This is a genomic window from Natrinema sp. H-ect4 (assembly GCF_041894845.1).
Taxonomy (GTDB): Archaea; Halobacteriota; Halobacteria; order Halobacteriales; family Natrialbaceae; genus Natrinema.
On record NZ_JBHDYC010000007.1, the window covers coordinates 62,940 to 86,202 of the forward strand.

The 23,263-nt window shown below is 66.2% G+C and carries 20 protein-coding genes; 11 read left to right on the forward strand and 9 right to left on the reverse strand.

What is annotated here, in order from left to right:
- Nucleotides 1–230 precede the first annotated feature (230 nt).
- The 10 genes from ACEWFR_RS10655 (at nt 231) to ACEWFR_RS10700 (ending at nt 14,113) form a co-directional block, all read left to right on the forward strand.
- Nucleotides 231–1,019: a hypothetical protein gene (locus tag ACEWFR_RS10655; RefSeq protein WP_374061004.1), complete on the forward strand. Its 789-nt coding sequence runs from the start codon at nt 231–233 to the stop codon at nt 1,017–1,019.
- A 97-nt stretch (nt 1,020–1,116) separates the two neighbouring features.
- On the forward strand, nt 1,117–1,722 hold the full coding sequence (locus ACEWFR_RS10660) for a hypothetical protein (protein WP_374061005.1): 606 nt from the start codon (nt 1,117–1,119) through the stop codon (nt 1,720–1,722).
- Nucleotides 1,723–2,339: 617 nt separating this feature from the next.
- Complete coding sequence (locus ACEWFR_RS10665) at nt 2,340–3,527, forward strand: PQQ-binding-like beta-propeller repeat protein (RefSeq protein WP_374061006.1); 1,188 nt, start codon at nt 2,340–2,342, stop codon at nt 3,525–3,527.
- A 155-nt stretch (nt 3,528–3,682) separates the two neighbouring features.
- The gene (gene radA / locus ACEWFR_RS10670; protein ID WP_374061007.1) at nt 3,683–4,714 is read left to right on the forward strand and encodes a DNA repair and recombination protein RadA; all 1,032 of its coding nucleotides are present in this window, start codon (nt 3,683–3,685) and stop codon (nt 4,712–4,714) included.
- A gap of 505 nt (nt 4,715–5,219) precedes the next feature.
- The gene (locus ACEWFR_RS10675; RefSeq protein ID WP_374061008.1) at nt 5,220–6,593 is read left to right on the forward strand and encodes a diaminobutyrate--2-oxoglutarate transaminase; all 1,374 of its coding nucleotides are present in this window, start codon (nt 5,220–5,222) and stop codon (nt 6,591–6,593) included.
- On the forward strand, nt 6,590–8,191 hold the full coding sequence (locus ACEWFR_RS10680) for an aspartate aminotransferase family protein (RefSeq protein ID WP_374061009.1): 1,602 nt from the start codon (nt 6,590–6,592) through the stop codon (nt 8,189–8,191). The genes ACEWFR_RS10675 and ACEWFR_RS10680 overlap by 4 nt, the downstream gene beginning before the upstream one ends.
- Nucleotides 8,188–10,098, forward strand: a complete 1,911-nt coding sequence (locus ACEWFR_RS10685; protein ID WP_374061010.1) for an IucA/IucC family siderophore biosynthesis protein — start codon at nt 8,188–8,190, stop codon at nt 10,096–10,098. The genes ACEWFR_RS10680 and ACEWFR_RS10685 overlap by 4 nt, the downstream gene beginning before the upstream one ends.
- Nucleotides 10,095–10,760, forward strand: a complete 666-nt coding sequence (locus ACEWFR_RS10690) for a GNAT family N-acetyltransferase (protein WP_374061011.1) — start codon at nt 10,095–10,097, stop codon at nt 10,758–10,760. The genes ACEWFR_RS10685 and ACEWFR_RS10690 overlap by 4 nt, the downstream gene beginning before the upstream one ends.
- Nucleotides 10,757–12,259, forward strand: a complete 1,503-nt coding sequence (locus tag ACEWFR_RS10695; protein ID WP_374061012.1) for a lysine N(6)-hydroxylase/L-ornithine N(5)-oxygenase family protein — start codon at nt 10,757–10,759, stop codon at nt 12,257–12,259. The genes ACEWFR_RS10690 and ACEWFR_RS10695 overlap by 4 nt, the downstream gene beginning before the upstream one ends.
- Nucleotides 12,260–12,262: 3 nt before the next feature.
- On the forward strand, nt 12,263–14,113 hold the full coding sequence (locus ACEWFR_RS10700; RefSeq protein WP_374061013.1) for an IucA/IucC family siderophore biosynthesis protein: 1,851 nt from the start codon (nt 12,263–12,265) through the stop codon (nt 14,111–14,113).
- Between the two features lie 131 nt (nt 14,114–14,244).
- On the opposite strand, the gene ACEWFR_RS10705 is transcribed toward ACEWFR_RS10700, so the two are convergent.
- From ACEWFR_RS10705 to ACEWFR_RS10725, 5 genes are all read right to left on the reverse strand, one after another.
- Complete coding sequence (locus ACEWFR_RS10705) at nt 14,245–14,391, reverse strand: hypothetical protein (protein ID WP_374061014.1); 147 nt, start codon at nt 14,389–14,391, stop codon at nt 14,245–14,247.
- The gene (locus ACEWFR_RS10710) at nt 14,384–15,139 is read right to left on the reverse strand and encodes a 2-phosphosulfolactate phosphatase (protein ID WP_374061015.1); all 756 of its coding nucleotides are present in this window, start codon (nt 15,137–15,139) and stop codon (nt 14,384–14,386) included. Before ACEWFR_RS10710 ends, ACEWFR_RS10705 begins: the two co-directional genes overlap by 8 nt.
- A gap of 173 nt (nt 15,140–15,312) precedes the next feature.
- On the reverse strand, nt 15,313–16,122 hold the full coding sequence (locus tag ACEWFR_RS10715; RefSeq protein WP_374061016.1) for an energy-coupling factor transporter transmembrane protein EcfT: 810 nt from the start codon (nt 16,120–16,122) through the stop codon (nt 15,313–15,315).
- Nucleotides 16,119–17,861 carry an ABC transporter ATP-binding protein gene (locus ACEWFR_RS10720; protein WP_374061017.1) on the reverse strand — a complete coding sequence of 581 codons (1,743 nt, stop codon included), beginning with the start codon at nt 17,859–17,861 and terminating at the stop codon, nt 16,119–16,121. The genes ACEWFR_RS10715 and ACEWFR_RS10720 overlap by 4 nt, the downstream gene beginning before the upstream one ends.
- Entirely contained in the window at nt 17,858–18,718 is an 861-nt protein-coding gene (locus ACEWFR_RS10725) for a hypothetical protein (protein ID WP_374061018.1), read from the reverse strand. The genes ACEWFR_RS10720 and ACEWFR_RS10725 overlap by 4 nt, the downstream gene beginning before the upstream one ends.
- Before the next feature lie 229 nt (nt 18,719–18,947).
- On the opposite strand from ACEWFR_RS10725, the gene ACEWFR_RS10730 reads away from it, so the two are divergent.
- A complete protein-coding gene (locus tag ACEWFR_RS10730) occupies nt 18,948–19,718 on the forward strand; it encodes a sugar phosphate isomerase/epimerase family protein (RefSeq protein WP_374061019.1) in 771 nt (256 codons plus the stop codon).
- Between the two features lie 149 nt (nt 19,719–19,867).
- Here ACEWFR_RS10730 and sufU read toward each other — a convergent pair whose 3' ends face one another.
- The 4 genes from sufU to ACEWFR_RS10750 form a co-directional block, all read right to left on the reverse strand.
- Complete coding sequence (gene sufU / locus ACEWFR_RS10735) at nt 19,868–20,287, reverse strand: Fe-S cluster assembly sulfur transfer protein SufU (protein WP_374061020.1); 420 nt, start codon at nt 20,285–20,287, stop codon at nt 19,868–19,870.
- A gap of 135 nt (nt 20,288–20,422) precedes the next feature.
- Nucleotides 20,423–21,055, reverse strand: a complete 633-nt coding sequence (locus ACEWFR_RS10740; protein WP_374061021.1) for an HD domain-containing protein — start codon at nt 21,053–21,055, stop codon at nt 20,423–20,425.
- An 83-nt stretch (nt 21,056–21,138) separates the two neighbouring features.
- A complete protein-coding gene (locus ACEWFR_RS10745; protein ID WP_374061022.1) occupies nt 21,139–21,591 on the reverse strand; it encodes a response regulator in 453 nt (150 codons plus the stop codon).
- A gap of 106 nt (nt 21,592–21,697) precedes the next feature.
- Nucleotides 21,698–22,945 (reverse strand): aminotransferase class V-fold PLP-dependent enzyme, encoded by a 1,248-nt coding sequence (locus ACEWFR_RS10750; RefSeq protein WP_374061023.1) that lies wholly within the window; start codon nt 22,943–22,945, stop codon nt 21,698–21,700.
- Nucleotides 22,946–23,263 lie beyond the last annotated feature (318 nt).

The following is a 23,263-nucleotide window of genomic DNA, read 5'->3' on the forward strand; positions in this document are numbered from 1 at the left end:
GGAAAGAATTATACTAATGGGTGGATCATCTGATGATCTAGGTGAATTCGTTTGCAGACGAACGATATGCCCTCCGATAGGACTCCGCTGCTGCGCACCGCCCGGTCGAGCATCGTCGGGAGTCATCGACACACCGGCCCACCGTGCGGGCCGGGACGGGACTCGATTGTCGTCCCGAGACCGAGCGGCAGCGGATTTCCAGCGGTCGACTGCGGTGGTGTTCAAGCCGTATGACCCGCCCGAACCGCTACTCGCTCGCGGTGGCTCTCCTCGGCGGTGTGTGCCACGCCGCCGCACTGCTGGTGTTGTTCGAGTCTCTCGCGTACACGGCGGTCGAAGCGACTCCCTGGCTCGGCGTCTTCGTACTACTCGCGTTCGTTCACGGCGCAGTCCCGGCGCTGCTGAGCGCCCACACCCGATTGCTCGCGCCCGCGGGCGGACTACTCGTCCTGTTTTCGATCGTCGCCGTCGCCGACCTGCAGGGAGCAGGTGATCCGAACCTGCTCGAGATGTACGTGATGTCGGTATTCACCGGTATCACGGTCGGCCTCGTGGTATTTGCCGGCGTCCTCGAGTTCGCGATCCGCCGCGGGTACCGGCTGTGGGCCGGGCGCCTCCGGAACCTGCCGCCGCTTCCGCGACCCGAGTCCGGGCGTCGTATCGCGGTCGGTTCGGCGATGGGGCTCGTCGGCCTGCCGGCGGCGATACTCGGCTTTCTCTTCGGCGGACCGGCGGCGGCGCTGTTCGTCGGTCTCCTCGCGACCGCGGCCGCCGCCGTCCCCCTGCTGGCAGTACTTCGTAGCGGAGCGCTTACACCCCTGGTTCCGTTCGCCCTCGTCGTTCCGTACGTCCTCTACAGCCACGCCTTCTACATGGCCGAGATCAGCGGAATGGGATTGTTTTTGCTCGGTCCCGCGGCGGTCCTATCCGCGCTGGCCTGGAAGGTCGAGCGGACGGTGCGCTCGCGGATCGGTGGCGGGGGCGGTACCGCGTTCGCCGATCGGAGCGATTGCGGGTGACGGCGGCCGGTTCGCCTCTCCGCAGTCGCACCGCCACTCGATTCGCACGGACCCGTCGAACGATGCTTTCTATCCGTTTGCCTTCGAACGGTGACCTATGGGACTACTGGACGGACTCCGCGCCATCCTCGGCTCGCGCGCCGAGGCCGACGCCGGACGCGACGCCGACCCCGACGACCTCTTCGGAATGAGCACCGCCTACCTCACGATGCAGGCCGATCTGGGCTACGAGTCGCTGGACGTCGGCGCGCTCTGTTTCTCCGGCGTCGACTCGAGCGACTTCCGGGACGCCGTCGACGAGGTCGAAGCGATCCTCGAGGCCGGGCAGGAGGAAACGGGCACCGAGTTCTCGGTTACGGCGGACGACCACGGCTACCACTGGGTCGTCTTCGCGGACGATGATCCTGAGGATCTGATCACGAGCATGCACTTCGCCGCGGACACGTTCATCGAGCACGGCTACGGTTCGCGGCTGTTGGCGGCGGTGTTTGCGTACGAAGACCGCGACGGGACCGCCTACTGGATCTACTCCTTCCGTCGCGGGCGCTTCTATCCCTTCGTCCCGCGCGACGGTCGAGAGCGCGACTCGAGCGCGGAGTTTACCCTCGAGTCGGCGTTAGACGGGGAACTCGAGATCGAGCGCGAGAAGGAGTACTGGTATCCGCTCTGGCCCAGCGAAGGCGGAACGCATCCCTGGGAATGAGCGGAGCGGACCCATAACGACCTGTACCGGCCGTTCACTGGCGGTGTCGTCCGTTTTACTGTCGCTTCGTGATTTGGTTTTCGTCGCTCCGTTCGACGGACTTCCAAACTGTGTAGGAGTCACCGGTATTGCAGTTCCCCGGGTAGACAGAGGTACGCGACAGGAAGCCACATCATCACAACTGCGCCATACACCAGTTGCTTTCTCTTCCTGTCGCTCCCCTCTCTCACCGACGAGCCGTCGGCTCGGTACTGGAATACTCCGTTAGTTTCGTTATTTGAACGGGCTGTAAAACGGCCGTCCAATCCAGTTGTATACGTCCCTTTTTGCTTCGGGTTTTTTGCTGCGGGTTACCGAGAAGTCGGAGATTTCTCGCATCACAAAACGGCGGAGCCGTTTTGAACGACCTCGTTCGCTTCGCTCACTCGAACCACTTGCAAAAATCTACGCTAAAAAGGCCGCCTTCGCGGGCTTCGCCCGCTTCGGCGGTGAACTGCTCACTTCGTTCGCAGATGCTCGTCACGGTAAGTCCTTGGGCTCTACTGATCTCGCGTCCTCCCGGACAACGCCAGTGCATCCACCCACTGTTATAGCGGTTCGGTCGGTATCCGCATGCAGTGACCGACTGGAACCAGTACAAGGGGGATCCGCACAACTCGGGGCTCCGGCGCGATCTCGAGGGGCCGTCTTACCCCGCGGAGGCGTGGACGGCCGATCTCACCGGGTCGCCGGGCTCGCCGGTGCTCGATCGCGACACCGTCTACGTCGGAACGACCGGCGAGAACTACTATGCGCTCGAGCGGGCGACGGGTCGCCGTCGCTGGGTGTTCGAGACGGCGGCAGCGACCGACGCGACACCGGTCGTCACCCGCGATCGACTCTTCGTGGGAACGGCCGACGGGACCATCTCCGCGCTCGATCCTGCCACTGGCGAGGAAGAGTGGCGGTCCGAGTTACCGGGCCCGCTCGAGACCGCGCTCGCGCTCTCCGACGGCCGGCTCTACGCCGGTCACGCGGCCGGGCTGTCCGCACTCGCAGCCGAGACTGGGACAGAGCTGTGGACCCACGAAACCGACTCGGCGGTGGTCGGCCGTCCGGCGATCGCCGACGGGCGGGACGTGGATCGGCGTCGATCGCCGCGGAACCCGCTCTCGGAGCCGGATGATCCGGCCCTACTCGAGGACGAACGGATGCGAGAGCCGGAGCAGCGGTGGACGGACGAGCGGGTGTTCACCGGGACTGCGGACGGGACGGTGCTCGCGCTCGCAGTCGAAACGGGCGACGAAGTCTGGACGGCGCCGATCGGTGGAGCGGTCGCGGCCGGACCGACGGTCGCCGAGAGTCGGGTGTACGTCGCCGACGATGCCGGGACGATGCTCGCGCTGGACGCCGCGACCGGGCAGTCGTGGTTCACGTACGAGATCCGAGACGGGTTCACCACTTCCCCGACCGTGCTCACGGACGCGGAGACGACATTCGTCGGGGCCGCGGACGGCTACGTCCACGTCACCGACACGACCGTCGGCCGGCGCAAACTGCGCGGCTGGCTGTTCTCGCGGAAGGGAGTCGAACTCGACGGCCCCATCCGTTCGTGCCCCGTCGTCGTCGGGGACATCCTCTGCGTCGGCGACGCCAGCGGCTCCCTCTACGGGATCAACGTCGACGACTCCGAGCCCCGCTGGCATGTCGCGCTCGACGACGCCGTGACCGGGACGCCTGCGGTCGCTCCCGGCCGGTTGTACGTCGGCTGTGACGACGGGCAACTCTACAGCCTCGAGTGGGACGCAGACGAACCCGGGTTTTGAACCGCGGTCGCAGTTCGTCGTTCGGCTCCGCCGGCGCGCGCCTTTTCTTCTAAACCCGTCGCTTTCGTGTCGAACCACCTCGTCGCCCTCCCTCACTTTCACTTCCACTCTCCTGTTAACGAGGGTTTATGATGGGTCCGGCACAACGAGGGAGTATGCCCGAAGCAGATCTCGAGGAACTTCCCGGCGTTGGACCGGCAACCGCGGACAAACTTCATGATTCAGGGTTCGACTCCTATCAGAGTCTTGCCGTCGCCGCGCCGTCGGAGCTATCGAACTCGGCCGACGTCGGTGAGTCCACCGCCGCGGACATCGTCAGTGCAGCCCGCGACGCCGCCGACATCGGCGGCTTCGAAACCGGCTCGACGGTGCTCGAGCGACGAAACGAGATCGGTAAACTGAGCTGGCACAACGACGAGGTCGACGACCTGCTCGGCGGCGGGATCGAGACTCAGTCGATCACCGAAGTCTACGGCGAGTTCGGTGCCGGCAAGTCCCAGGTCACACACCAGATGGCCGTCAACGTCCAGCTTCCGAAGGAGGTCGGCGGCCTCCACGGCTGTGCGATCTTCGTAGACAGCGAGGACACGTTCCGTCCCGAGCGGATCGACGACATGGTCCGCGGACTACCGGACGAAGCCATCAACGCGACGCTCGAGGACCGCGAGATCGAGGGAACGGCCGACGACGAGGCGGCGGTCGACGAACTCATCGAGGACGTCCTCGAGAAGATCCACGTCGCGAAGGCGTTCAACTCCAACCACCAGATGCTGCTCGCCGAGAAGGCAAAGGAACTCGCCAGCGAACACGAGGATTCGGAGTACCCCGTCCGGCTGCTCTGTATCGACTCGCTGACCGCTCACTTCCGCGCGGAGTACGTCGGCCGCGGTGAACTCGCGAACCGCCAGCAGAAGCTCAACAAGCACCTTCACGACATCGACAAGGTCGGCAACCTCTACAACTGCGCCGTCATCGTCACGAACCAGGTTGCGTCGAATCCCGACTCGTTCTTCGGCGACCCGACCCAGCCCATCGGTGGCAACATCCTCGGCCACAAGTCTACCTTCCGGATCTACCTCCGCAAGTCCAAGGGCGACAAGCGGATCGTCCGACTGGTCGACGCGCCGAACCTCGCCGACGGCGAGGCTGTCATGCGCGTTCAGGACGGCGGCCTGAAGCCCGAGTAGAACGCGAGCATCCGGTACCGGCTTCAGCTTTTGTTTTCGTGGATTAAAATCGTCGTTCGTCCGAACGCGAATTGCCTCGTTCAGAGACGAATTCACACCGCGTGACCGTCCCGTACGCTGTGAGGCCGTCTCTCATGCTATCGATTTCTTAAATAAACCCCATTCTCGCGCCCCGTCAGTGCCGCCGCGAACAGTTCGATTGCTCCCCTTCTGCCGTCGGTCCTCTGTGTATTGTCGCCTGTAACCCCGAACGACCGAACGGCGCCAGTCTGTTGCCTCGCGATCGACCACTGATCGATGCGTCTCCCGATTATGCGACTGAGTTCATCGCACAGCCGCGCTGTACGCTGAATTCGTTCCTCTCAGCTTTCCGGGTATAAACTTTAGGTTGGCCTAAAAACCGGTACGCTTTTCAAGGTTTAGGTTGGCCTAAAATCCGTATGCTGAAGGAACAATTACCACTGGTGTCGCTCGATGACCGGTCGCTGGAGAGAGGTGTGCGGTCGTGATCGACGGCGGGTCGTCGGCCGAGCGCCTCCTCGCACAGCAGGCGCACCGCGAGTCGAATGCGCGAACCTATCCCCGCTCGTTGCCGCTCGCGATCGAACGCGCTCAGGGGGCGATCTTGGAGGACGTCGACGGCAACGAGTACGTGGACTGTCTGGCGGGGGCGGGAACGCTCGCGCTCGGGCACAATCACCCGGCCGTCGTCAAGCGGATGGAAGAACTGCTCGAGCGCGACCGGCCGATTCACACGTTGGATCTGACGACCCCGGTCAAGGAACGGTTCGTCGATCGCTTGCTCGAGAGCCTCCCCGACGAGTTCGCCGAGACCGCGAAGGTACAATTCTGCAGCCCCGCCGGCACGGACGCCGTCGAGGCCGCGCTGAAACTCGCCAAGACGGCGACGGGCAACCGATCAATGCTGGCGTTTCAGGGGGCCTACCACGGGATGACCCGGGGAGCCCTCGAGCTGATGGGCGACACGGCGCCGAGGGAATCGGTCGCCGGGGTCGCGTCCGACGTCCACCATCTGCCCTACCCCCACGCCTACCGCTGCCCGTTCGGACTCGGCGGCGAGGACTGCTGGCGGACGAGCGCCGAGTACGTCGAACGCACCCTCTCCGATCCCGCAAACGGGATCGTCGACCCCGCGGGGATGATCCTCGAGCCGGTACAGGGCGAGGGCGGCGCGGTGCCGGCACCTGGTGAGTGGCTCCGCGAGATGCGCCGCGTCACCCGAGAGCGCGACATTCCGCTGATCGTCGACGAGATACAGACCGGGCTCGGCCGCACCGGCGAACTGTACGCGTTCGAGCACGCCGATATCGTCCCGGACGTGCTGACGCTCTCGAAGGCCGTCGGCGGCGGCCTCCCCCTGTCGGTCGTCGTCTACGACGAGTCGCTGGACGTCTGGGAGCCCGGCGCGCACGCCGGCACGTTCCGCGGGAACCAGCTGGCGATGGCCGCCGGGACCGCGACGATCGAACACGTCCTCGAGCACGACCTCGCGGATCGCGCGGCGGCGATGGGCGATCGGCTGCGGAGCCAGCTCGAGGAAACGGCCGCGACGTTTGATGCGGTCGGCGACGTCCGCGGACGCGGCCTGCTGCTCGGGATGGAACTCGTCGATCCCGAGGGCGAGTCCGACTCGCTCGGCCACTCCCCCGCGGACGGCGACCTCGCCTCGGCCGTCCAGTCGGCGGCGTTCGACCGCGGGCTCGTCGTCGAGACCGGCGGCCGCCACGGGAGCGTCGTCCGGTTCCTCCCGCCGCTGACGATTTCGGCGTCGCGGATCGACGACATCGGCGAAATCGTTCACGAGAGCGTTCGGTCGGTCGTTGCGGACGATCGAACGCGGGCGGAGGCACCGGCATGACTGGCAACGAATTGGCGGGTCAGTACCGTTCGGAAACCGACGGGCCGACGCCGCCCGAGGAGCCGACGCCGCCGGATGCCTCGAGCGCCTTCCTCGGCGATCCGGACGGAAACGCCGCGTACGTGGACGCGATCGACCGGGCGCGCGAACAGCTCCTCGAGTCGTTCGCGACGGCGGAGGGTCCCTACGCGGGAACCGATCACGAGACGCTCCGCGAGCGGATAGACGAGCTGGCCGTCTTCCCCGACGAGGGCGAATCGCTCGAGGCGATCCTCGAGACGGTCGGCGACGAGGTGCTCGCCGATTCGGCTCGCGTTCACGATCCGGGCTGTGTCGCCCACCTCCACTGTCCGCCGGCGATCCCGGCGTTGGCCGCCGAACTCCTGGTGTCGGGGACGAACCAGTCGATGGACTCGTTCGACCAGGCCCCCGCGGCGTCCGTCCTCGAGGAGCGCGTGGTCGATGCCTGCTGTGACCTGTTCGACTATCCGGCCGGCGCGGACGGCGTCTTCACGGGCGGTGGCACGGAGTCGAACGTCCTCGGCCTGCTGCTGGCTCGCGACTGGTACTGCGAGACGCGATTCGACCGGACCGTCCAGACCGCGGGGCTTCCGTCGGCGGCGTCCGATCTCCGCCTGCTCTGTTCGGACGCCGCCCATTTCACGGCCGAGCAGGCCGCTCACCACCTCGGTCTCGGCGAGGACGCGGTCGTCTCCGTTTCGACCGACGGCGACCGCCGGATCGACCTCGAGGCGCTGGATTCGACCCTCGAGCGCCTCGAGGCCGAGGGCCGCCACCCGTTCGCGATCGTCGGCACCGCCGGCACGACGGACTTCGGGAGCATCGACCCGCTCGAGGCGCTGGCGGATCGCGCCGCCGAGCGCGACCTGTGGTTCCACGTCGACGCCGCCTACGGCGGGGCGTGTGCGATCAGCGACCGCCTCCGGCCGAAACTCGCGGGGATCGATCGCGCCGACTCGATCGCCGTCGACTTCCACAAGCTGTTCTACCAGCCGATCGGCTGCGGGGCCTTCCTGTTACGCGACGGCGACCGCTATCGGTTCCTCGAGCGCAACGCGTCCTATCTCAACCCCGAACGGGACGACGCGGCGGGTGTCCCGAACCTCGTCTCGAAGTCGACGCGAACGACCCGCCGGTTCGACGCGCTGAAGCCGTTCGTGACGTTCAACGCGCTGGGCCGGACCGGCGTGGCCGACTGCGTCGAGTACGTCTGCGAGCTGGCCGACGCGGTCGCCGCCGAGATCCGGGCCGAATCGGCGCTGGAACTGTGCTGCGAGCCCGAACTGAGCGCGGTCGTCTTCCGGTATCGGCCGGATCGCCTCGAGCGATCGAGCCGACCGTCCGAGCGGGCCGATTCCGACGCATCGACCGCCGTCGATCGCGTCAATCGCGCGATCCGCGACGAGTTGCTGGCCGACGGCGAGGTCGTCCTCGCTCGGACGGAAGTCGACGGCACTGCCGCGCTGAAGGTCACCCTTTTGAATCCCCGAACGACGCTCTCGGACCTCCGAGAGGCCCTCGAGGCGGTTATCGACCGCGGTGAGGCCCTCGAACGCGAGCCTGGTGATTCCGCATGACTCCACAACCCACGACGCCGACGGCGACGACCGACGAGCGTCGCGTCGATCCGACGCGGGTCGCACGCGACGCGACGGTGCACAGCTTCCTGAACTGCTACTGTCACGAGACCGGTGCCGGCGAGTTCGTCGCGGCCGCGGACGCGCCCGTCCCCGGCGACTGCGCTCCGACAACCGGACTCGTGTTATCCTGCTCGCTTCCGAATCAGGGGATCGACCTGTTCGCTTCCGTGGACTACCGCTCCCCGACCGGCCGCCACCTGTTCGACCTGCCAGCCTACTTTCGGGCCGGGAGCGACGGCGATCCGGTCGAACTGGATTACACCACGCTCGCGACGCTCGTCACGAAGGAACTCGAGATCGAGCGCGGCGCGGACGGGAATCGCGACGATCTGGTCGAGCGGATCGTCCGCTCCTGCCGGAACATCGAGCGGTACGTCGACGCCCGCGCGGACGACGAAGAGTCGTTGTACGGTGCGAAGTTCACCTTCCGCGAGGCCGAACAATCGCTCGTCTTCGGCCACCTCCGACATCCAACGCCGAAGAGCCGCCGGGGGATGGAACGCGACGCCGAGCGCTACGCGCCCGAACTCGAGGGCTCGTTCCAGCTACACTACGTTCGTGCCGATCCCGACATCGTCGAGAGCGAGTCCGCTCGCGCTGGCTCCGCCGCGGAGTGGGTTCGCGAGGCACTACGCGACGATCCGATCGTCGATCAGTCGGCCCTCGAGGGCCACTTCGCGAACGACGACGATGACGTTCTCCTGCCGGTTCACCCGTGGCAGGCCGATCGGCTGCTCGAGCGCCCCGAGGTGCAGGACCTTATCTCGGCGGGCAAACTCGAGTCGCTCGGCTCGCTGGGCCGCGAGTTCCACCCGACGACGTCCGTGCGGACGCTGTACGCGCCCGAGTCGCCGTTCATGGTCAAGGGATCGCTCGCCGTCGAGATCACCAACTCGTTGCGGACGAACAAGCGACCCGAACTCGAGCGCGGGGTCGCGATTTCGGACCTGTTGGCGACCGAACTCGGCGACGACCTGCGCGAGCGGTTCCCCGGGTTCGACGTGATTCAGGATCCGGCCTACCTGACGGTCGATCCGGACGCGCTGGGCGTCGAGGGCGACGAATCCGGCTTCGAGGTCGTCCTCCGGGAGAACCCGTTTCGGGGCGAGGACGCCCGGCGGACGACGCCCGTCGTAGCGCTCTGTCAGGACGCGATCGGCGACGGGACCTCCCGCCTGGGTCGCATCGTCGGCTCGATCGCCGAGCGCGAGGGCCGCGACCCCGCCGCCGTCAGCGAGGAGTGGTTCCGCCGCTATCTCGCGATCTCGGTCCGGCCGCTCCTGTGGCTCTACCTCGAGCGCGGGATCGGGCTCGAGGCCCACCAGCAAAACAGCGTGCTCGCGCTGGACGAGGCGGGCTACCCCGACGAGTTCCGCTACCGGGACAACCAGGGCTACTACTTCCCCGAGAACGCGTACGACCGGCTCGAGGCCGTGTATCCGGGCATCGGCGAGCGGGCAAACTCGATCTGTCCGGACGCGGTCGCCGACGAGCGGATCCGCTACTACGTCGTGCTCAACAACGCCCTCGGCGTGATCAACGCCTTCGGAACCGCGGGGCTGATCGACGAGGAGCGACTGCTCACCGTCCTCCGCGACGAACTCGAGTCGCTCCGGGAGTTCGACCGTCCCGGCACGTCGATCCTGGACCCGCTGCTCGAATCGGCGACCGTCCCCTGCAAGGCGAACCTGCTGACTCGCTTCCGCGGGCTGGACGAACTCGAGGCCCCCTCGCTCGACGAGCAGTCGGTCTACGCCGACGTGCGGAACCCGCTCGTCGACGCCTTGGATGCGACCGGGCCCACCGGCCCGGCGCAGTCGACCGGAGCGGAGGTGAACCGATGACGGCCCGCGCCCCCGATCGCGGACCGCACGCAACGGTCGTCTCGGACTACGATTTCGAGTACTACGACGAGACGATCGACCGCCACATCGGCTTCCGGCCGGTCTCGCTCGAGCGCGACCTCGGCCGCCTGCACGCGTGGTTCGGTTCGGCCCACGTCAAACCCTACTGGGATCTCGACGAACCGCTGCCGGCGTTCCGCGAGACGCTTCGCGAGAAACTCGCGGACGACCACCAGACGCTGTACGTCGGCTGTCTGGATCACGTGCCGATGAGCTACTGGGAGCGCTACTGGGCCGCCGAAGACGATCTGGCGGCGTACTACGACGCCAAACCGGCCGACCAAGGGATCCACCTCCTGCTCGGTCCGATCGAGTACGTCGGCGAGGGGTACGCGGCCCCCTTGCTCCGGGCGATGCTGGCCTTCCAGTTCAGCCACCCCGAGACCGATCGCGTCGTCGGTGAGCCCGACGCCCGCAACGAAGCGGTCCTCGGACTCGCCGGACGGTGCGGCTTCGAGTTCCGCCGCGAGTTCGAGTTCGAAGAGGAAGAAAAGACGGCGAGCTTCGTCGTCTGCACGCGCGAGCGGTTCGAACGCGAGGTCTGGCCGCCGACCGCGACCGCGGACGAAGCGGACGCGATCGCCGCAGGTGAGCGACGATGACTGAGGGCGACGAGCCCAGTACCGTCGACGGCAACAGCGACGACGCGGATACCATCGTCGACGGCGGTGACGAATCCGATCCCGTCATCGATCGCGGTCACTACGACGTGCTCGGCGTCGGCCTCGGCCCGTTCAACCTCGGGCTCGCGGCGCTACTCGACGGGGCCGACCCCGACCTCGAGCTCGATGCGGTCTTCCTCGAGCGCGAGCCCGAGTTCGCCTGGCACGAGGGGATGCTGATCGAGGGGGTCACGCTCGAGGTACCGTTCCTCGCGGATCTGGTGACGATGGCCGACCCCACCAACCCCTACAGCTTCCTCAACTACGTCCGCGAGCGCGACCGCATCTACGAGTTCTACTTCTACGAGACGTTCCAGCTTCCCCGCCGCGAGTACGACGAGTACCTGCGCTGGGTCGCCGAGACCGTTCCGACGACGCGGTTCGGGCGGGAGGTGACGAGCGTCGAGTACGAGCCCGCGAGTAACGATTCCGATGGCACGGTGGACCCGGGGACGTTCGTCGTCGAGGCTATCAACCCCGAGACGGGGCAGCGTTATCGCTACCGCGCCGACGACCTCGTCATGGGCGTCGGCTCCCGGCCCGCACTGCCGGAGTTCGCCCGCGACCACGCCGGTGGGGACGAGCCGCTGTTCCACACCGCCGACTACCTCGAGCGCCGCGACGACGCCCTCGCGGCCGACGCGATCACCGTCGTCGGATCCGGGCAGAGCGCCGCCGAGGTCGTGTTAGACCTGCTCGAGCGCCAGTCCGTCCACGACTACCGACTCGACTGGCTCACCCGGTCGGACGGCTTCTTCCCGATGGAGTACTCGAAGCTCGGCCTCCAGCACTTCACGCCCGAGTACACGCGGTACTTCTACGACCTGCCGCAGTCGCGCAAGGACGACCTGCTGGCCGACCAGGACCTCCTGTACAAGGGGATCGACCCCGAGACCAGCGAGCGGATCTACGACGCCCTCTACGAGCGTTCCATCGGCGACCGCGAGCCCGACTTCGGCATGCTCGCGACGACCGAAGTCGCCGATATCGAGCGCCTCGACGGCAGCTACTGGCTCGAGTGTGAGCAGCGCCAGCAGGAGACGGCGTTCGCGCTCGAGACGGACGCCGTGATCTTCGGGACGGGGTACCAGCGGCCGACCCCGACGTTCCTCGAGCCGATCGCCGACCGGATCTCGTTCGACGATCGGGGCCGCTTCCGCGTGAGCGAGGACTATCGGCTCGAGGGAGCGTTCGGGAGTCCGGACGACGACGGCCGCGTGTTCGTCCAGAACGCCGAGGTGCACACCCACGGCGTCGGCGCGCCGGATCTCGGGCTGGGCTGTTACCGGAACGCGGTGATCATCGATCGGCTCGTCGGCCGCGAGGTGTACCCCGTCGATCGGGACACCGTCTTCCAGAATTTCGACGTCGAATCGTTCGCCGACCACGCGCCGGTTCGGACCGGCACCGCGCAATCGCCGTCACTCACCACGGAGTAATCCATGCAAAACGCACGACACACGACGGAGACGGAGTACGGACTCGACGGAATCGACACGCTAGACGACGTGCTGACAGAAGACCGCTGGAACGACGCGGGGCGGGAGTTGCTCGCAAAGATCCTGCGGGAGTTCACCTACGAGGACATCATCGAACCCGAACCGGTCGACGACGATCGATCCGGTGACGCGCCGGGCGGCGAGTGGACCACCTACGAGATCGATCTCGAGGGGACTCGCTACCGCTTCGACGCCGTCGAGCGGTTCTGGGACTCCGTCAGCGTTCGCGTCGACTCGATCGAACGCGACGCGGGCGAGGGCTTCGAGCCCGCCGACGACCCGCTCCAGTTCGTCGTCGACCTCGAGCCGACGATCGAGATGGACTCCATCACGGCCAGTCACCTCGTCCGCGAGTACACCAACACGCTGCTCGCGGACGCCCACATCGATTCGGCCGACGCCGAGCAGTCCGTGCTCGACATGTCCTACGCCGAAATCGAGGGCGAGATGACCGGCCACCCGTGGCTCACCTTCAACAAGGGCCGGGTCGGCTGGGGGTACGACGACTACCGGGACTACGCGCCCGAGCGCGCCGAGCCGATTCGACTCTCGTGGTGTGCCGTCTCCCGGGAGGCGGCCGAGTTCGTCAGCGTCGAGGGCCTCGAGCACGAGGCGCTGCTCGAGTCGGAACTCGGGAGTCACGCCGAGGAGTTCCGCGCGGAACTCGAGGAGCGCGGGCTCGACCCCGACGACTATCTCTTCGTGCCGGTTCACGACTGGCAGTGGGAGAACGCGATCGTCCCCATGTTCGGCAAACAGCTCGCGACGGACGACATCGTGCCGCTGGGGGCGGGACCGGACGAGTACCTGCCCATGCAGTCGGTCCGGACGTTCGTCAACGCCGACGAGCCGGGCAAACACAACGTGAAGCTCCCGATGATGATCACCAACACGCTCGTCTGGCGCGGTCTCCCCGGCGAGCGCACCGAGGCCGCCCCGCTCGTCACGGAGTACGTGAAGGACGTTCGCGACTCGGACCCGTTCCTGCGCGACGACTGCGAGGTCGTCCTGCCGGGCGAAATCGCGGGCGTGAACTTCGATCACCCGACGTTCGACGCGCTCGAGGGCCCGGCCTACCAGTACAACGAACTGCTGGGCTGCGTCTGGCGCGAGAGCGTCACGGACCTCATCGACGACGGCGAGCGGGCGATGACCCTCTCCGCACTGTTACACGTCGAAGACGGCGAGCCAGTGATCTCGAAGCTGGTCGAGCGTTCCGACCTCGAGCTCTCCGAGTGGCTCGACGAACTGTTCGCCACGATGCTCCCGCCGCTGCTGCACTACCTCTACCGGTACGGAACCGCGTTCTCGCCCCACGGGGAGAACACGATCCTCGTCCTCGAGGACGACCGGCCGTCCCGGCTCGCCATCAAGGACTTCGTCGACGACGTCAACGTGGCCGAGGCGCCGCTCGAGGAGCTGCAGGGACTGCCCGACGACCTCGATGACGTGTTGCTGTCCGTGCCGCCCGAAGAGCTGCGACTGTTCGTCGTCTACGGCCTGTTCGTCGGCGTCTACCGCTACCTCGCGGACCTGCTGGTCCGCCACCACGACTACGCGGAGGACCGCTTCTGGGGACAGGTCCGGACTGCGATCGAGGATTATCAGGCGCGCTTCCCCGACCTCGAGGAGCGATTCGAGCTGTTCGACCTGCTCGAGCCGACGGTCCCGAAGCTGACGCTGAACCGCAACCGGATACTCGACATCGGCTACGGCGACCGCCCCGAGCGACCCCACGCGGTCGAACACGGCACCGTGCCGAATCCGCTCTCCGAGGTCGGGCCGGAGCGGTGATCCGAGAGCGGGTACCGATCGGCTGTCGTCTCAACTGAACCGATTCACACACCGATCGCACCGCTCGCGGTTCTCGCTCGCCTAATCCTGCGACTCGCGCTACTATCGTGCGTTCGGGTATGCAGTGGCGTTCAGTGGCGACTGTAGTCGCCGCGCTTCGCTCCCGGGTCGTCGCCCGCCAGCGACGAGTGCGAGTGAGTCCGCGACGCGAGAACGCGCGCCGCGTGCTCGACGCCGTCGCCGCTCCTTCCCCGACGCCCGCGCCGCTGGTCAGTCATCGCGGTCGCCGCCGGCGGTCGTGACGTCGACGAGTCGCTGTCCCTCGAGTTTCGGGACGGCGTTTCGACTGTCGAACGCGAGGGTGTACTCGTAGAGGTCCGTCCGCTTGATCCGGGGTTTGTCCTCGTACTTCGGCCCCTTCCCGAACTGCACGACCTCGCGGTAGGCCGCGCGCCGCTCGTCGGTGAGCGGTCTCCCGTGCAGGTGATGGGCGATGAACAGCGCGCCGACGGTGTCCTCCGGCGACGGTTTCCCCCTCGAGCCGGCGGCGACGAGGAACGTCTCGCGGTCGCTCTCGCGGAGGTGGTCCGCGACGGCCTTGCCGTTGGTCAGGCCGCCGACGTAGATCTCGACGTCGTCGCCGCCCGCCCGCCGGAGATCGGTCACGGCGTTCCCGCCGTTGGTCGACGTCATCGCCGTCGGCCGACCGGCTACGTCGACGTCCTGAACGAAACTCGGCGAGTTGAAGAAGTCGTACCCTTCCTCTCCCTCGTAGTTCGGCCCGGAGCCGCCGCCGATCTTCGCCCGCGGATGATCGCTCTTGAACTCGGGTTCGTTACCCCGCTCTTCGGTGATATAGACGTACTCCGCGCCGTTGGCGAACAGTTCGGGCACGGTGGTCGAAAACTGGGCGACGTCGATGACGACGTAGTTTCCCGGAGCCGGATCGTCGGGGATCCGCGCCCGCGAGGGGATGATCGTCTCGAGCAGTTTCGATTCGAGCGTCTCGTCCATCGCTGTGCTCATACGAACGCCTCCGCTTCCGGGGAGAATAGGGTAACTAAGAGTGGTATACAGCCGATCCATCCGGTACATACCGCTCTATATCCGAGCGTCGCCGCCACTGCGTGACTCAGGTGGTCCGTTTTCGTATCGGTCGGTCGTACCGACCGCCCGGCAAACTGAAATCGGTCGGCGGCCTACAACACCAACGCGAGCGCGGCCACGACGGTCACCGACCCGCCGAAAAAGACCACGTCGAGCGGCCGGATCCGGAGGTTCGCCAGCTGGAGTTCCTTGCTCGCTTCGTCGTGGAGCGAGTGTGAGAACCCCCGCGTCTCCATGGCCTCGACGGTGACCCGACTGCGTTTGGCGACGTTGAAGATCATCGGGTAGAACGCTCGCATCGAGAGCTTCAACAGGTAGGCGTAGTGTCGCCAGCGGAGCCATCCGGGCGACTCCGGCGGCGCACTCCGCAGCCGATACGAGTTTACGAGGTCGTGGTACTCCTCGAACAGCACCGGCAGCATTCGGTAGCCGTAGGTGATGAGAAAGGTGAACTGCCGCGGGATTCCGAGACTGCGCAGCCCGTGTGCGAGCGTCTTCGGGCCCATGCTCGAGAAGACGGCCAGGCTCGAGACCGAGATGATGGTCAGCTTCAGCGTGAAGGGGATCAACGCCCGGACCGCGGCGACCGGATCGCCGGTAACCGCGGTCACGACGGCGTACGACGCGAGCGTCGAGGCCACGCTGAACGCCATCAGCCCGACGAGAAAGAGGCTCACGCGCGAGAGGACCGCGAGTATCGAGACGAACGCGAGAAGCCCCAGTAACACGCCGGTATCGTAGAACAGCCAGGGAACGAACAGGAAGACGAAGTACCACAGGAGCAAGACCCGCGGGTCGAGGCGGTGGAGGAACGACCCCTCGTTCTCGTAGGCCGTCCGGAGCAGATCGGTCTTGATCGCGTCGATCGACGCGGCGTCCCGGAGTCCGTCCAGGGCGGTCACTGCGACCCCTCCTCGATCGGCGCCGGCGCGGCGTCACCGAGGCGCTCGGCGAACGCCTCGACGGTCAACGGGACGGGCTCGAGCCCGAGTTCCTCGCCCAGGCGGACGACCTGCGGCGGTCGGAGGTTCGCCCGCTCGAGAACCGCGAGATCCGCGAAGACGGCTGCGGGCGGGCCGTCCGCGATGACGTCGCCGCCGTCGAGGACGACCACGCGGGTCGCCCACGCCGCCGCGAGCTCGAGGTCGTGGGTCGCGATGACGACCGTTTCGACGCGGTCCCCGGCCCGCTCGATCGTCCGACCGACCTCCTCGCGACTCGCGAGGTCGAGGCTGCCGGTCGGCTCGTCGAGCAGGACGATCGAGGGCTCCGTCGCCAGTCCGATCGCCAGCGAGGCGCGCCGCTGCTGGCCGACGCTGAGGAGGCGGCCGTCACGGTCCTCCAACGCGCCGAGATCGAGGAAGTCGATCACGTCGTCGACGCGCTCGGTCACGTTTGCGTACTCCCTGTCCTCGAGATAGTGGGCGACGTCCGCCCGCACCGAGTCGCCGATGAACATCTCCTCGGGGTTCTGGTGGACGTAGACGACGTCGTCCGCGAGGCGTTCCGGAAGCACCGAGCCGGTGTCGACGCCGTCGACGGTCACGGACCCGGCGTCGGGCGTCTCGAGGCCGGTGATCATCCGGAGGAGCGTCGACTTTCCCGCGCCGTTGCTCCCGACGAGGGCGACCCGTTCGTCTGGATACAGCTCGAGCGAGAGCTCGTCGAGGACCTCCCGGGTCCCGCTTCGAAGCGTCTGGTAGGCGTGGGAGACGCCGTCGAACGAGACGACGGGATCGGCGCGGCTATCGGCCGTCGTCGCGCCCGCGACGGCACCGTCGATCCGAACCGTCGTCTCGGAGACCCGTCGCTCGAATCGGGCCACGCCGTCGTCCAGCGTCACCGGAAACCGCTCGCCGCCGTCGAAGACGCGTTCGGCGATCCGGGTCACCTGCGGCGGGTGGACGTCCTGCGCCCGCAGGTCCTCGAGCCTGTTCAACGCCCCCTCGACCGGCAGCTTCCAGCTGACGGTGCCGTCTTCGACGAGGATCACCTGATCGCAGTACTCGGCGATAAACTCCGTCTGGTGTTCGATCGCGACGACCGTCTTCCCGCGGTCCTCGTTGAGCCGGGCGAGGTGATCGTAGGTCTCGCGGGCGGTGGCCGGATCGAGCTGTGCGGCCGGCTCGTCGACGACGAGGATCTCCGGATCCAGCGAGAGCGACGCGGCCAGCGCCACGAGGTGTTTCTGGCCGCCCGACAGCTCCCAGACGAACCGGTCCCCGAGCCCGTCGAGATCGAGGGTATCGAGCGTCCGGTGGACTCGTTCGCGGTAATCCTCGTGGCCGTAGTTCAGGGGTGCGAACGCCACCTCCTCGAACACCGTCGGACTGACCAGCTGATTGTCGAACTCCTGGAACACGTAGCCGACGTGTCGGGACAGCTCCGACACCGAACTCCCCGCCACGTCGAGCTCGGCGACCGTGACCGCTCCGCCGAACTCCCCTTCGTAGAAGTGCGGGACGATCCCGTTGAAAGACTTGCACAGCGTCGTCTTTCCGGAGCCGTTCCCGCCGACGACGGCGACGAACTCCCCGGATTCGATCTCGAGGTCGGCACCCGACAACACGTCGTCGTCGGTCCCCGGGTAGCGAAACGAGAGGTCGTCGACGACGATTCCGGCGTCGTTCGTCGCCGTCATCGGTCTCCCACGGACCGGGTCGCTCGATACCAGACGAACGCTGCGACGATCGCTGAGGCGACGATGGGTACCGCGATGAAGGTCTGACCGTACGTCTCGAGGAACTCGGGTTCCCAGATTACGTTGACCGCCCCGCCGACCTCGCTTCCGGCTTCGGCTGCGAACGCCAGCGGGAAGGCGACGACCACCGCCACCAGCGCGGTGATCGAGAACCCGCTACGCATCGGCGCGCCGCGCTCGCCCTCGAACGGCTCCATGCCCAGCAGCGGCTCGACGTTCCCGTGGAGTTTCGGGTACAGGTACAGCGCCGGGATGACGCCGAAGACGATACCCGTGATCACCATTTGCGTGACGAAGTCGACCCCCTCGAGCACGATAATGCTCTCCGGGAGGCCGGGAACCGCTTCCAGTTCCTCGACGCCGACGTACACCTTCCCGATGTCGATGAACGTCGCGAAGAACTCCTCTAAGGCCTCCGCAAGGAAGACGACGATCGCCAACTGGCGGGTGTTTTCCGGATCCTGCAGGAGTTTCGCGGCGAAGTAGTAACAGACCGGGATCAACAGGAGCCCCTCCATCGCCCCTAGTCCGTCGAACTCGCCAAGCAGGATTTCGCCGAACACGATCTCGCCGACCGGAACGGCCAGCGCCGCCCAGTAGGTGCGAAACAGGAGCACCAGCACGATCGGAATGAAGACGAACTCGCCGACCCCTAACTCGAGCGGCCCGAGCGAGAACTCCGGTAGGATCTCCGTGACGGCGTTCTGTAGCCCCGTGAGCGACATCACGAGTATGAACACCATCATGTCGTGTTTCCCGATCTCGAATCGGCTCCCCCTCGCTGTCGATGTACTCATATGCGATTGAGTGGCGTTCGCGTTCGCATTTGAACGATTATAATAGTGATACGTTCCTGACTGTGGCGACGGGTCCGCCCAATAGTTCGGGGAACGAGTATGTACGATATATATCACTCATAGTCGCGCTTACGTTTCGATCGCTCCTCCCTCGAGACGATGGACCGACTCGTCGACGGCGACGGACGATCCGAGACGCCGATCGCTCTTCGCGGGCGGACGGAGGCCGATGGCTGAGCCGACGCCCCGGTTCGGTGCCGCGATGGACGTTCGGTTCGACGCGCCCGTCGAATCGTTCGTCGAGTTTCTGACCGATCGCGGTCTGGATCACATCGAACTCCGCGCCGGCTATCTGGACGTGCGCGAGGACGGACCCACCCCGGCGACGCTCCGGGAGGTCGCCGACGAGTACGGCGTGACGTACTCGGTTCACGCGCCCCATCTCGACGCCGCACCCGGCAACGTCAACGAACGGCTCCGGTCTGCGGTCGTGGAGGCGACGGTCGACGCGCTCGACTTCGCCGCCGCCATCGACGCCGTCGGCGTCGTCACGCACGGCGGTAGCGCACGGCTGCGGTATCCGGACCGCGTCCGCGATCACGTCCGATCACAGGCGGTCGAGACGATTCGGGCGTGCGCTCGCCACGCCGAAACGGTGGACGTCCCGCTCTGTCTGGAAAATCAGCGAACGAAGCCCGATATCCGACGCTTCACTGCGACTCCCGACCGGCTGGCGTCCGTTCTCGAGGCCGTCGACGTCGGCCCGGACGCGCTCCGGGTCACCCTCGACGTCGGCCACGCGAAGGCCAGCGGCATCGCGTACGAGCGGTTCGTCGATCGGTTCGGCGACCGGATCCACCTCGTTCACCTCCACGACAACGACGGGGAGACGGACGCCCACGACCCGCTTCCCTCGTTTCGATCCGTCGGTGCCGATATCGGCGCGCCGTACAACGTCCTCGAGATGAAATCCCGCGCTGACATCGATCGATCGCTCTGACGGCCGTCACCGCCGCCCCGACTCCCGCGGTCGTTCGGAGTGGCGGAGCCGAAACGGAAACCGGAACGGGAAACTGCCCTAACCGTCTCGGATCGGCGCGTCCCTGCCCACTACGCGACAGAAAAAACGTCTCCCGACCGAAACCCGCGTTACTCCTCGGTCGTCGTCTTGTCGACGTCGAGTTCGCCCTGATAGATCTCCGCGCCGTCCTGTGCGACCTTCTCGGCCAGCACTGCGCACTTGACCCGCATCGGGGAGATGTCGACGCCGAGCATGTCGATCACGTCGTCGCGATCCATCTCGTGTAGTTCCTCGAGGCTCTTGCCGGCGAGTTCGCCCGAGAGCATGCTGGCGGAAGCCTGACTGATCGCACAGCCGTCGCCGGAGAAGGCGACCCGCTTGATCGTCTCGTCGTCGTCCTCGAGCGTGACGTCCATCCGGATCTCGTCGCCGCACATCGGGTTCTCGCCGACGTGGGTGAACGTCGGATCCTCGAGTTTCCCGTAGTTGCGGGGGTTCTTGTAGTGGTCGAGGATCTGCTGTCGGTACATATCGGAGCCCAGTCCCATCGTTGGATACGGATAGGCCAGTGAGTTGTAAAAGGGTTCCGGGGGCGAAACGGCCGCTCCGGTCCGGTTTCAACGGGTTCTGTGCTATCGTCGGGCACTCCCACGCATCGAACCGGCGCTCGGATTCCGTACTCGTCACGCGTCGCCCGCCACCTCGCCGTCGAAGCGCTCGAGGAACGCCCGAACGAACGCCGCGCGGTCGACGGCGAGGTCCCGGCCAACGTCGGTGTACATCCGTGCGGGCAGATCGAGAATCTTCTTGTGGAAGTGGTTGTACTGGGTCGCGCCGGCCTCGGTGTCGTCCTCCTCAACCGGCCGGGCGGGATCGTGGATCGGGTCCCCGATTTCGGCGCCGTAGGCGAACACACGGGCGATGCCGACCGCGCCGAGCGCGTCGAGGTTGTCCGCGTCGGCGACGAGTTTCGCTTCGAGCGTTTCGGGTTCGATGTCGTTCGAGTACCGGTGGGCGCGGATACAGTGCTGAACGCGCTCGATTACGCCTGCCTCCGCGCCGAGTTCGCGCAGGATCGCTCCGGCTTCCCGTGCGCCCCACGCCGCGTGATCGTCGATCTCGCCGCAGTCCTCCCGCACTCGACCGATGTCGTGGAGGACGACGGCGAGTCGGACCACGCGTTCGTCGACCGATTTCGGATGCCGTTCAACGAGCGTTTCGGCGAGCGCCTCGACCCGCCGGACGTGGTGCCAGTCGTGGGCCGGCGGCGCGTCCGCGAAGTACGGCCGCGCACGGTCCCTGACTGCCTCGAGCATCGTCACTCTCGTTTCGACGGTGGAGTAATAAGCGCCGCCCTCGAGCGATTACGTGAGCGGTCGAGACGGATTCGATACCGCGGTTACTGCGATTGCTTCTCGACGATCGCGAACCAGAAGTCCTCGACCGATTGCACGAACTCGACGAAGTCCTCGGGTTCGATCGGTTTCTGAATGTAGGTGTCCGCCTCGAGCCCGTGGGACTGGACGATTCGCTCTCCGGCGTCCGAACTCGTGAGCACGACGACCGAGATGTCGTTCAGCTCCGGTTCGTTTTTCAGTTCCGAGAGGACATCGATTCCGCTCTTTCCGGGTAGCTGCGGCTCGAGCAGGACGATATCAGGCTGCGGTTCGCTCGCGTACTCGCCGCGCTGGTGGAGGAAATCGAGTGCCGACTGCCCGTCGCCGACGGTGTGAACGGTGTTCAGGAGCTTTGCGTCCCTGAAATTTTCTTCGAAGAGACGACTATCGCCGGGATTCGGCTCGACTAACAGGATATCGATCGGATCGTCCAACTGCTCCCCTTCCGTGGCCATCTATCTCACGTTTCGTGTGCGCCGGTAAAACATCGAGGATCTCTGTATTGAACAGTCTATTCCGTTGTCTGCTGTCACAGCGTCGCCCTCGGTAGTCGGTATCCGTTCACGCGAACAGCTGACGCGCATCATCGATTGCAGCGACCAGCTTGTCGACTTCGTCCCTCGTGTTGTAGACGTAGAACGAGGCTCGAGCGGACGCCGCGACCCCCAACTTGTCGTGCAGCGGCTGGGTACAGTGGTCGCCGGCGCGGATCGCAACCGCGTGGTCGTTCATGATCGAGGCCAGATCGTGGGCGTGGACGCTCTCGAGGTTGAAGCCGACGAGGCCGCCGCGCTCCGGGCCGGGTTCGGGGCCGTAGATCTCCACGCCCGGCTCCGCCGCGAGTTGGTCGTAGGCGTAGCGGGCGAGTTCCTCCTCGTGGGCCTCGATGCGCTCCATGCCGAGTTCCTCGAGCCAGTCGATCGCAGCGACGAGGCCGACGGCCTCGGCGATGGGCGGCGTGCCGGGTTCGAACTTCCAGGGGAGGTCGTCCCAGGTGGAGTCCTCGAAGGTGACCTTGCGGATCATGCCGCCGCCGTAGAGGTAGGGCTCCATCGCCTCGAGGAGCTCTTTTTTGCCGTAGAGGACGCCGATACCGGTGGGCCCGGCCATCTTGTGGCCCGAGAACGCGTAGAAGTCGGCGTCGATAGCCTCGACGTCGACGGGTCGGTTGGGGACGGCTTGTGCGCCGTCGATGAAGGCCAGCGCGTCGTGGTCGTGGGCAATATCCACCAGCTCGGAGACGGGGTTGACGGTGCCGAGCGTGTTCGAGACGTGGACCGCCGAAAGCATCGCGGTGTCGTCCGTAATGAGCTCGCGGGCGTGGTCCATGTCGAGGGTGCCATCGTCCGTGATTCGGATGTACTTGACGTCGGCGCCGGTGCGCTTGCCGATCTGTTGCCACGTGACCAGCGAGGCGTGGTGTTCCATCTCCGTCAGCACGATCTCGTCGCCGGGGCCGAGTTCGTTCAGACCCCACGAGTAGGCGACCAGGTTCTCGGCTTCGGTCGTGTGCTTCGTGAAGATCACTTCCTCGCGGCCGCCACTCGCGCCGATGAAGTCGGCGACGCGGTCGTGGGCCTCCTCGTAGCAAATCGAGGCCTCCTGGCTCAGATGGTGGATCCCGCGGTGGACGTTGGCGTTGGACTCGCGGTAGTAGTCGCTCATCGCGTCGACGACCGGATCGGGGGTCTGGGTCGTCGCCGCGTTGTCGAGATAGACGACCTGCTGGTCGTCGAACTTCCGCTGGAGGATCGGGAACTCCTCCCGGATCGCCTCGACGTCGAGCGACTCGAGGTTCTGTTGACTCATTGGTGACTAGGACGGACTACACACAAAACACTCCTTCGGTCCGGCCGTGGCTGGTATTTCCGGTATCGCTGCGATCCGGTCTGTATTGCCTGTTCGGACCGGACCGAGCGCTGGCTCGGACCCGAATTTCAGGGGTGACGTGCCGATCTGACAGTGCTGACGGAACGGGGAGGTGGAGTGGGGGAGGCGGGGTGGAGACGGGGTTGGGAGGTGAACGGCAGGGGGGAGTGGGGGGGTACCCTGGTGGGTGCCCTGCCGCAGTAATTGCTTGGAGTGCTTTCCGGAAATCGGTATCCCCAAACTATGTTGGTGTCGACG

What these genes read in the sequence shown, in the direction of transcription:
- ACEWFR_RS10655 (WP_374061004.1), top strand. Translation starts at nt 231, where the DNA reads ATGACCCGCCCGAACCGCTACTCGCTCGCGGTGGCTCTCCTCGGCGGT.
- ACEWFR_RS10700 (WP_374061013.1), top strand. Translation starts at nt 12,263, where the DNA reads ATGCAAAACGCACGACACACGACGGAGACGGAGTACGGACTCGACGGA.
- ACEWFR_RS10750 (WP_374061023.1), bottom strand. Translation starts at nt 22,945, where the DNA reads ATGAGTCAACAGAACCTCGAGTCGCTCGACGTCGAGGCGATCCGGGAG.
- ACEWFR_RS10745 (WP_374061022.1), bottom strand. Translation starts at nt 21,591, where the DNA reads ATGGCCACGGAAGGGGAGCAGTTGGACGATCCGATCGATATCCTGTTA.
- radA (WP_374061007.1), top strand. Translation starts at nt 3,683, where the DNA reads ATGCCCGAAGCAGATCTCGAGGAACTTCCCGGCGTTGGACCGGCAACC.
- ACEWFR_RS10685 (WP_374061010.1), top strand. Translation starts at nt 8,188, where the DNA reads ATGACTCCACAACCCACGACGCCGACGGCGACGACCGACGAGCGTCGC.
- ACEWFR_RS10730 (WP_374061019.1), top strand. Translation starts at nt 18,948, where the DNA reads ATGGCTGAGCCGACGCCCCGGTTCGGTGCCGCGATGGACGTTCGGTTC.
- ACEWFR_RS10680 (WP_374061009.1), top strand. Translation starts at nt 6,590, where the DNA reads ATGACTGGCAACGAATTGGCGGGTCAGTACCGTTCGGAAACCGACGGG.
- ACEWFR_RS10705 (WP_374061014.1), bottom strand. Translation starts at nt 14,391, where the DNA reads ATGACTGACCAGCGGCGCGGGCGTCGGGGAAGGAGCGGCGACGGCGTC.
- sufU (WP_374061020.1), bottom strand. Translation starts at nt 20,287, where the DNA reads ATGGGACTGGGCTCCGATATGTACCGACAGCAGATCCTCGACCACTAC.
- ACEWFR_RS10740 (WP_374061021.1), bottom strand. Translation starts at nt 21,055, where the DNA reads ATGCTCGAGGCAGTCAGGGACCGTGCGCGGCCGTACTTCGCGGACGCG.
- ACEWFR_RS10690 (WP_374061011.1), top strand. Translation starts at nt 10,095, where the DNA reads ATGACGGCCCGCGCCCCCGATCGCGGACCGCACGCAACGGTCGTCTCG.
- ACEWFR_RS10720 (WP_374061017.1), bottom strand. Translation starts at nt 17,861, where the DNA reads ATGACGGCGACGAACGACGCCGGAATCGTCGTCGACGACCTCTCGTTT.
- ACEWFR_RS10695 (WP_374061012.1), top strand. Translation starts at nt 10,757, where the DNA reads ATGACTGAGGGCGACGAGCCCAGTACCGTCGACGGCAACAGCGACGAC.
- ACEWFR_RS10660 (WP_374061005.1), top strand. Translation starts at nt 1,117, where the DNA reads ATGGGACTACTGGACGGACTCCGCGCCATCCTCGGCTCGCGCGCCGAG.
- ACEWFR_RS10710 (WP_374061015.1), bottom strand. Translation starts at nt 15,139, where the DNA reads ATGAGCACAGCGATGGACGAGACGCTCGAATCGAAACTGCTCGAGACG.
- ACEWFR_RS10725 (WP_374061018.1), bottom strand. Translation starts at nt 18,718, where the DNA reads ATGAGTACATCGACAGCGAGGGGGAGCCGATTCGAGATCGGGAAACAC.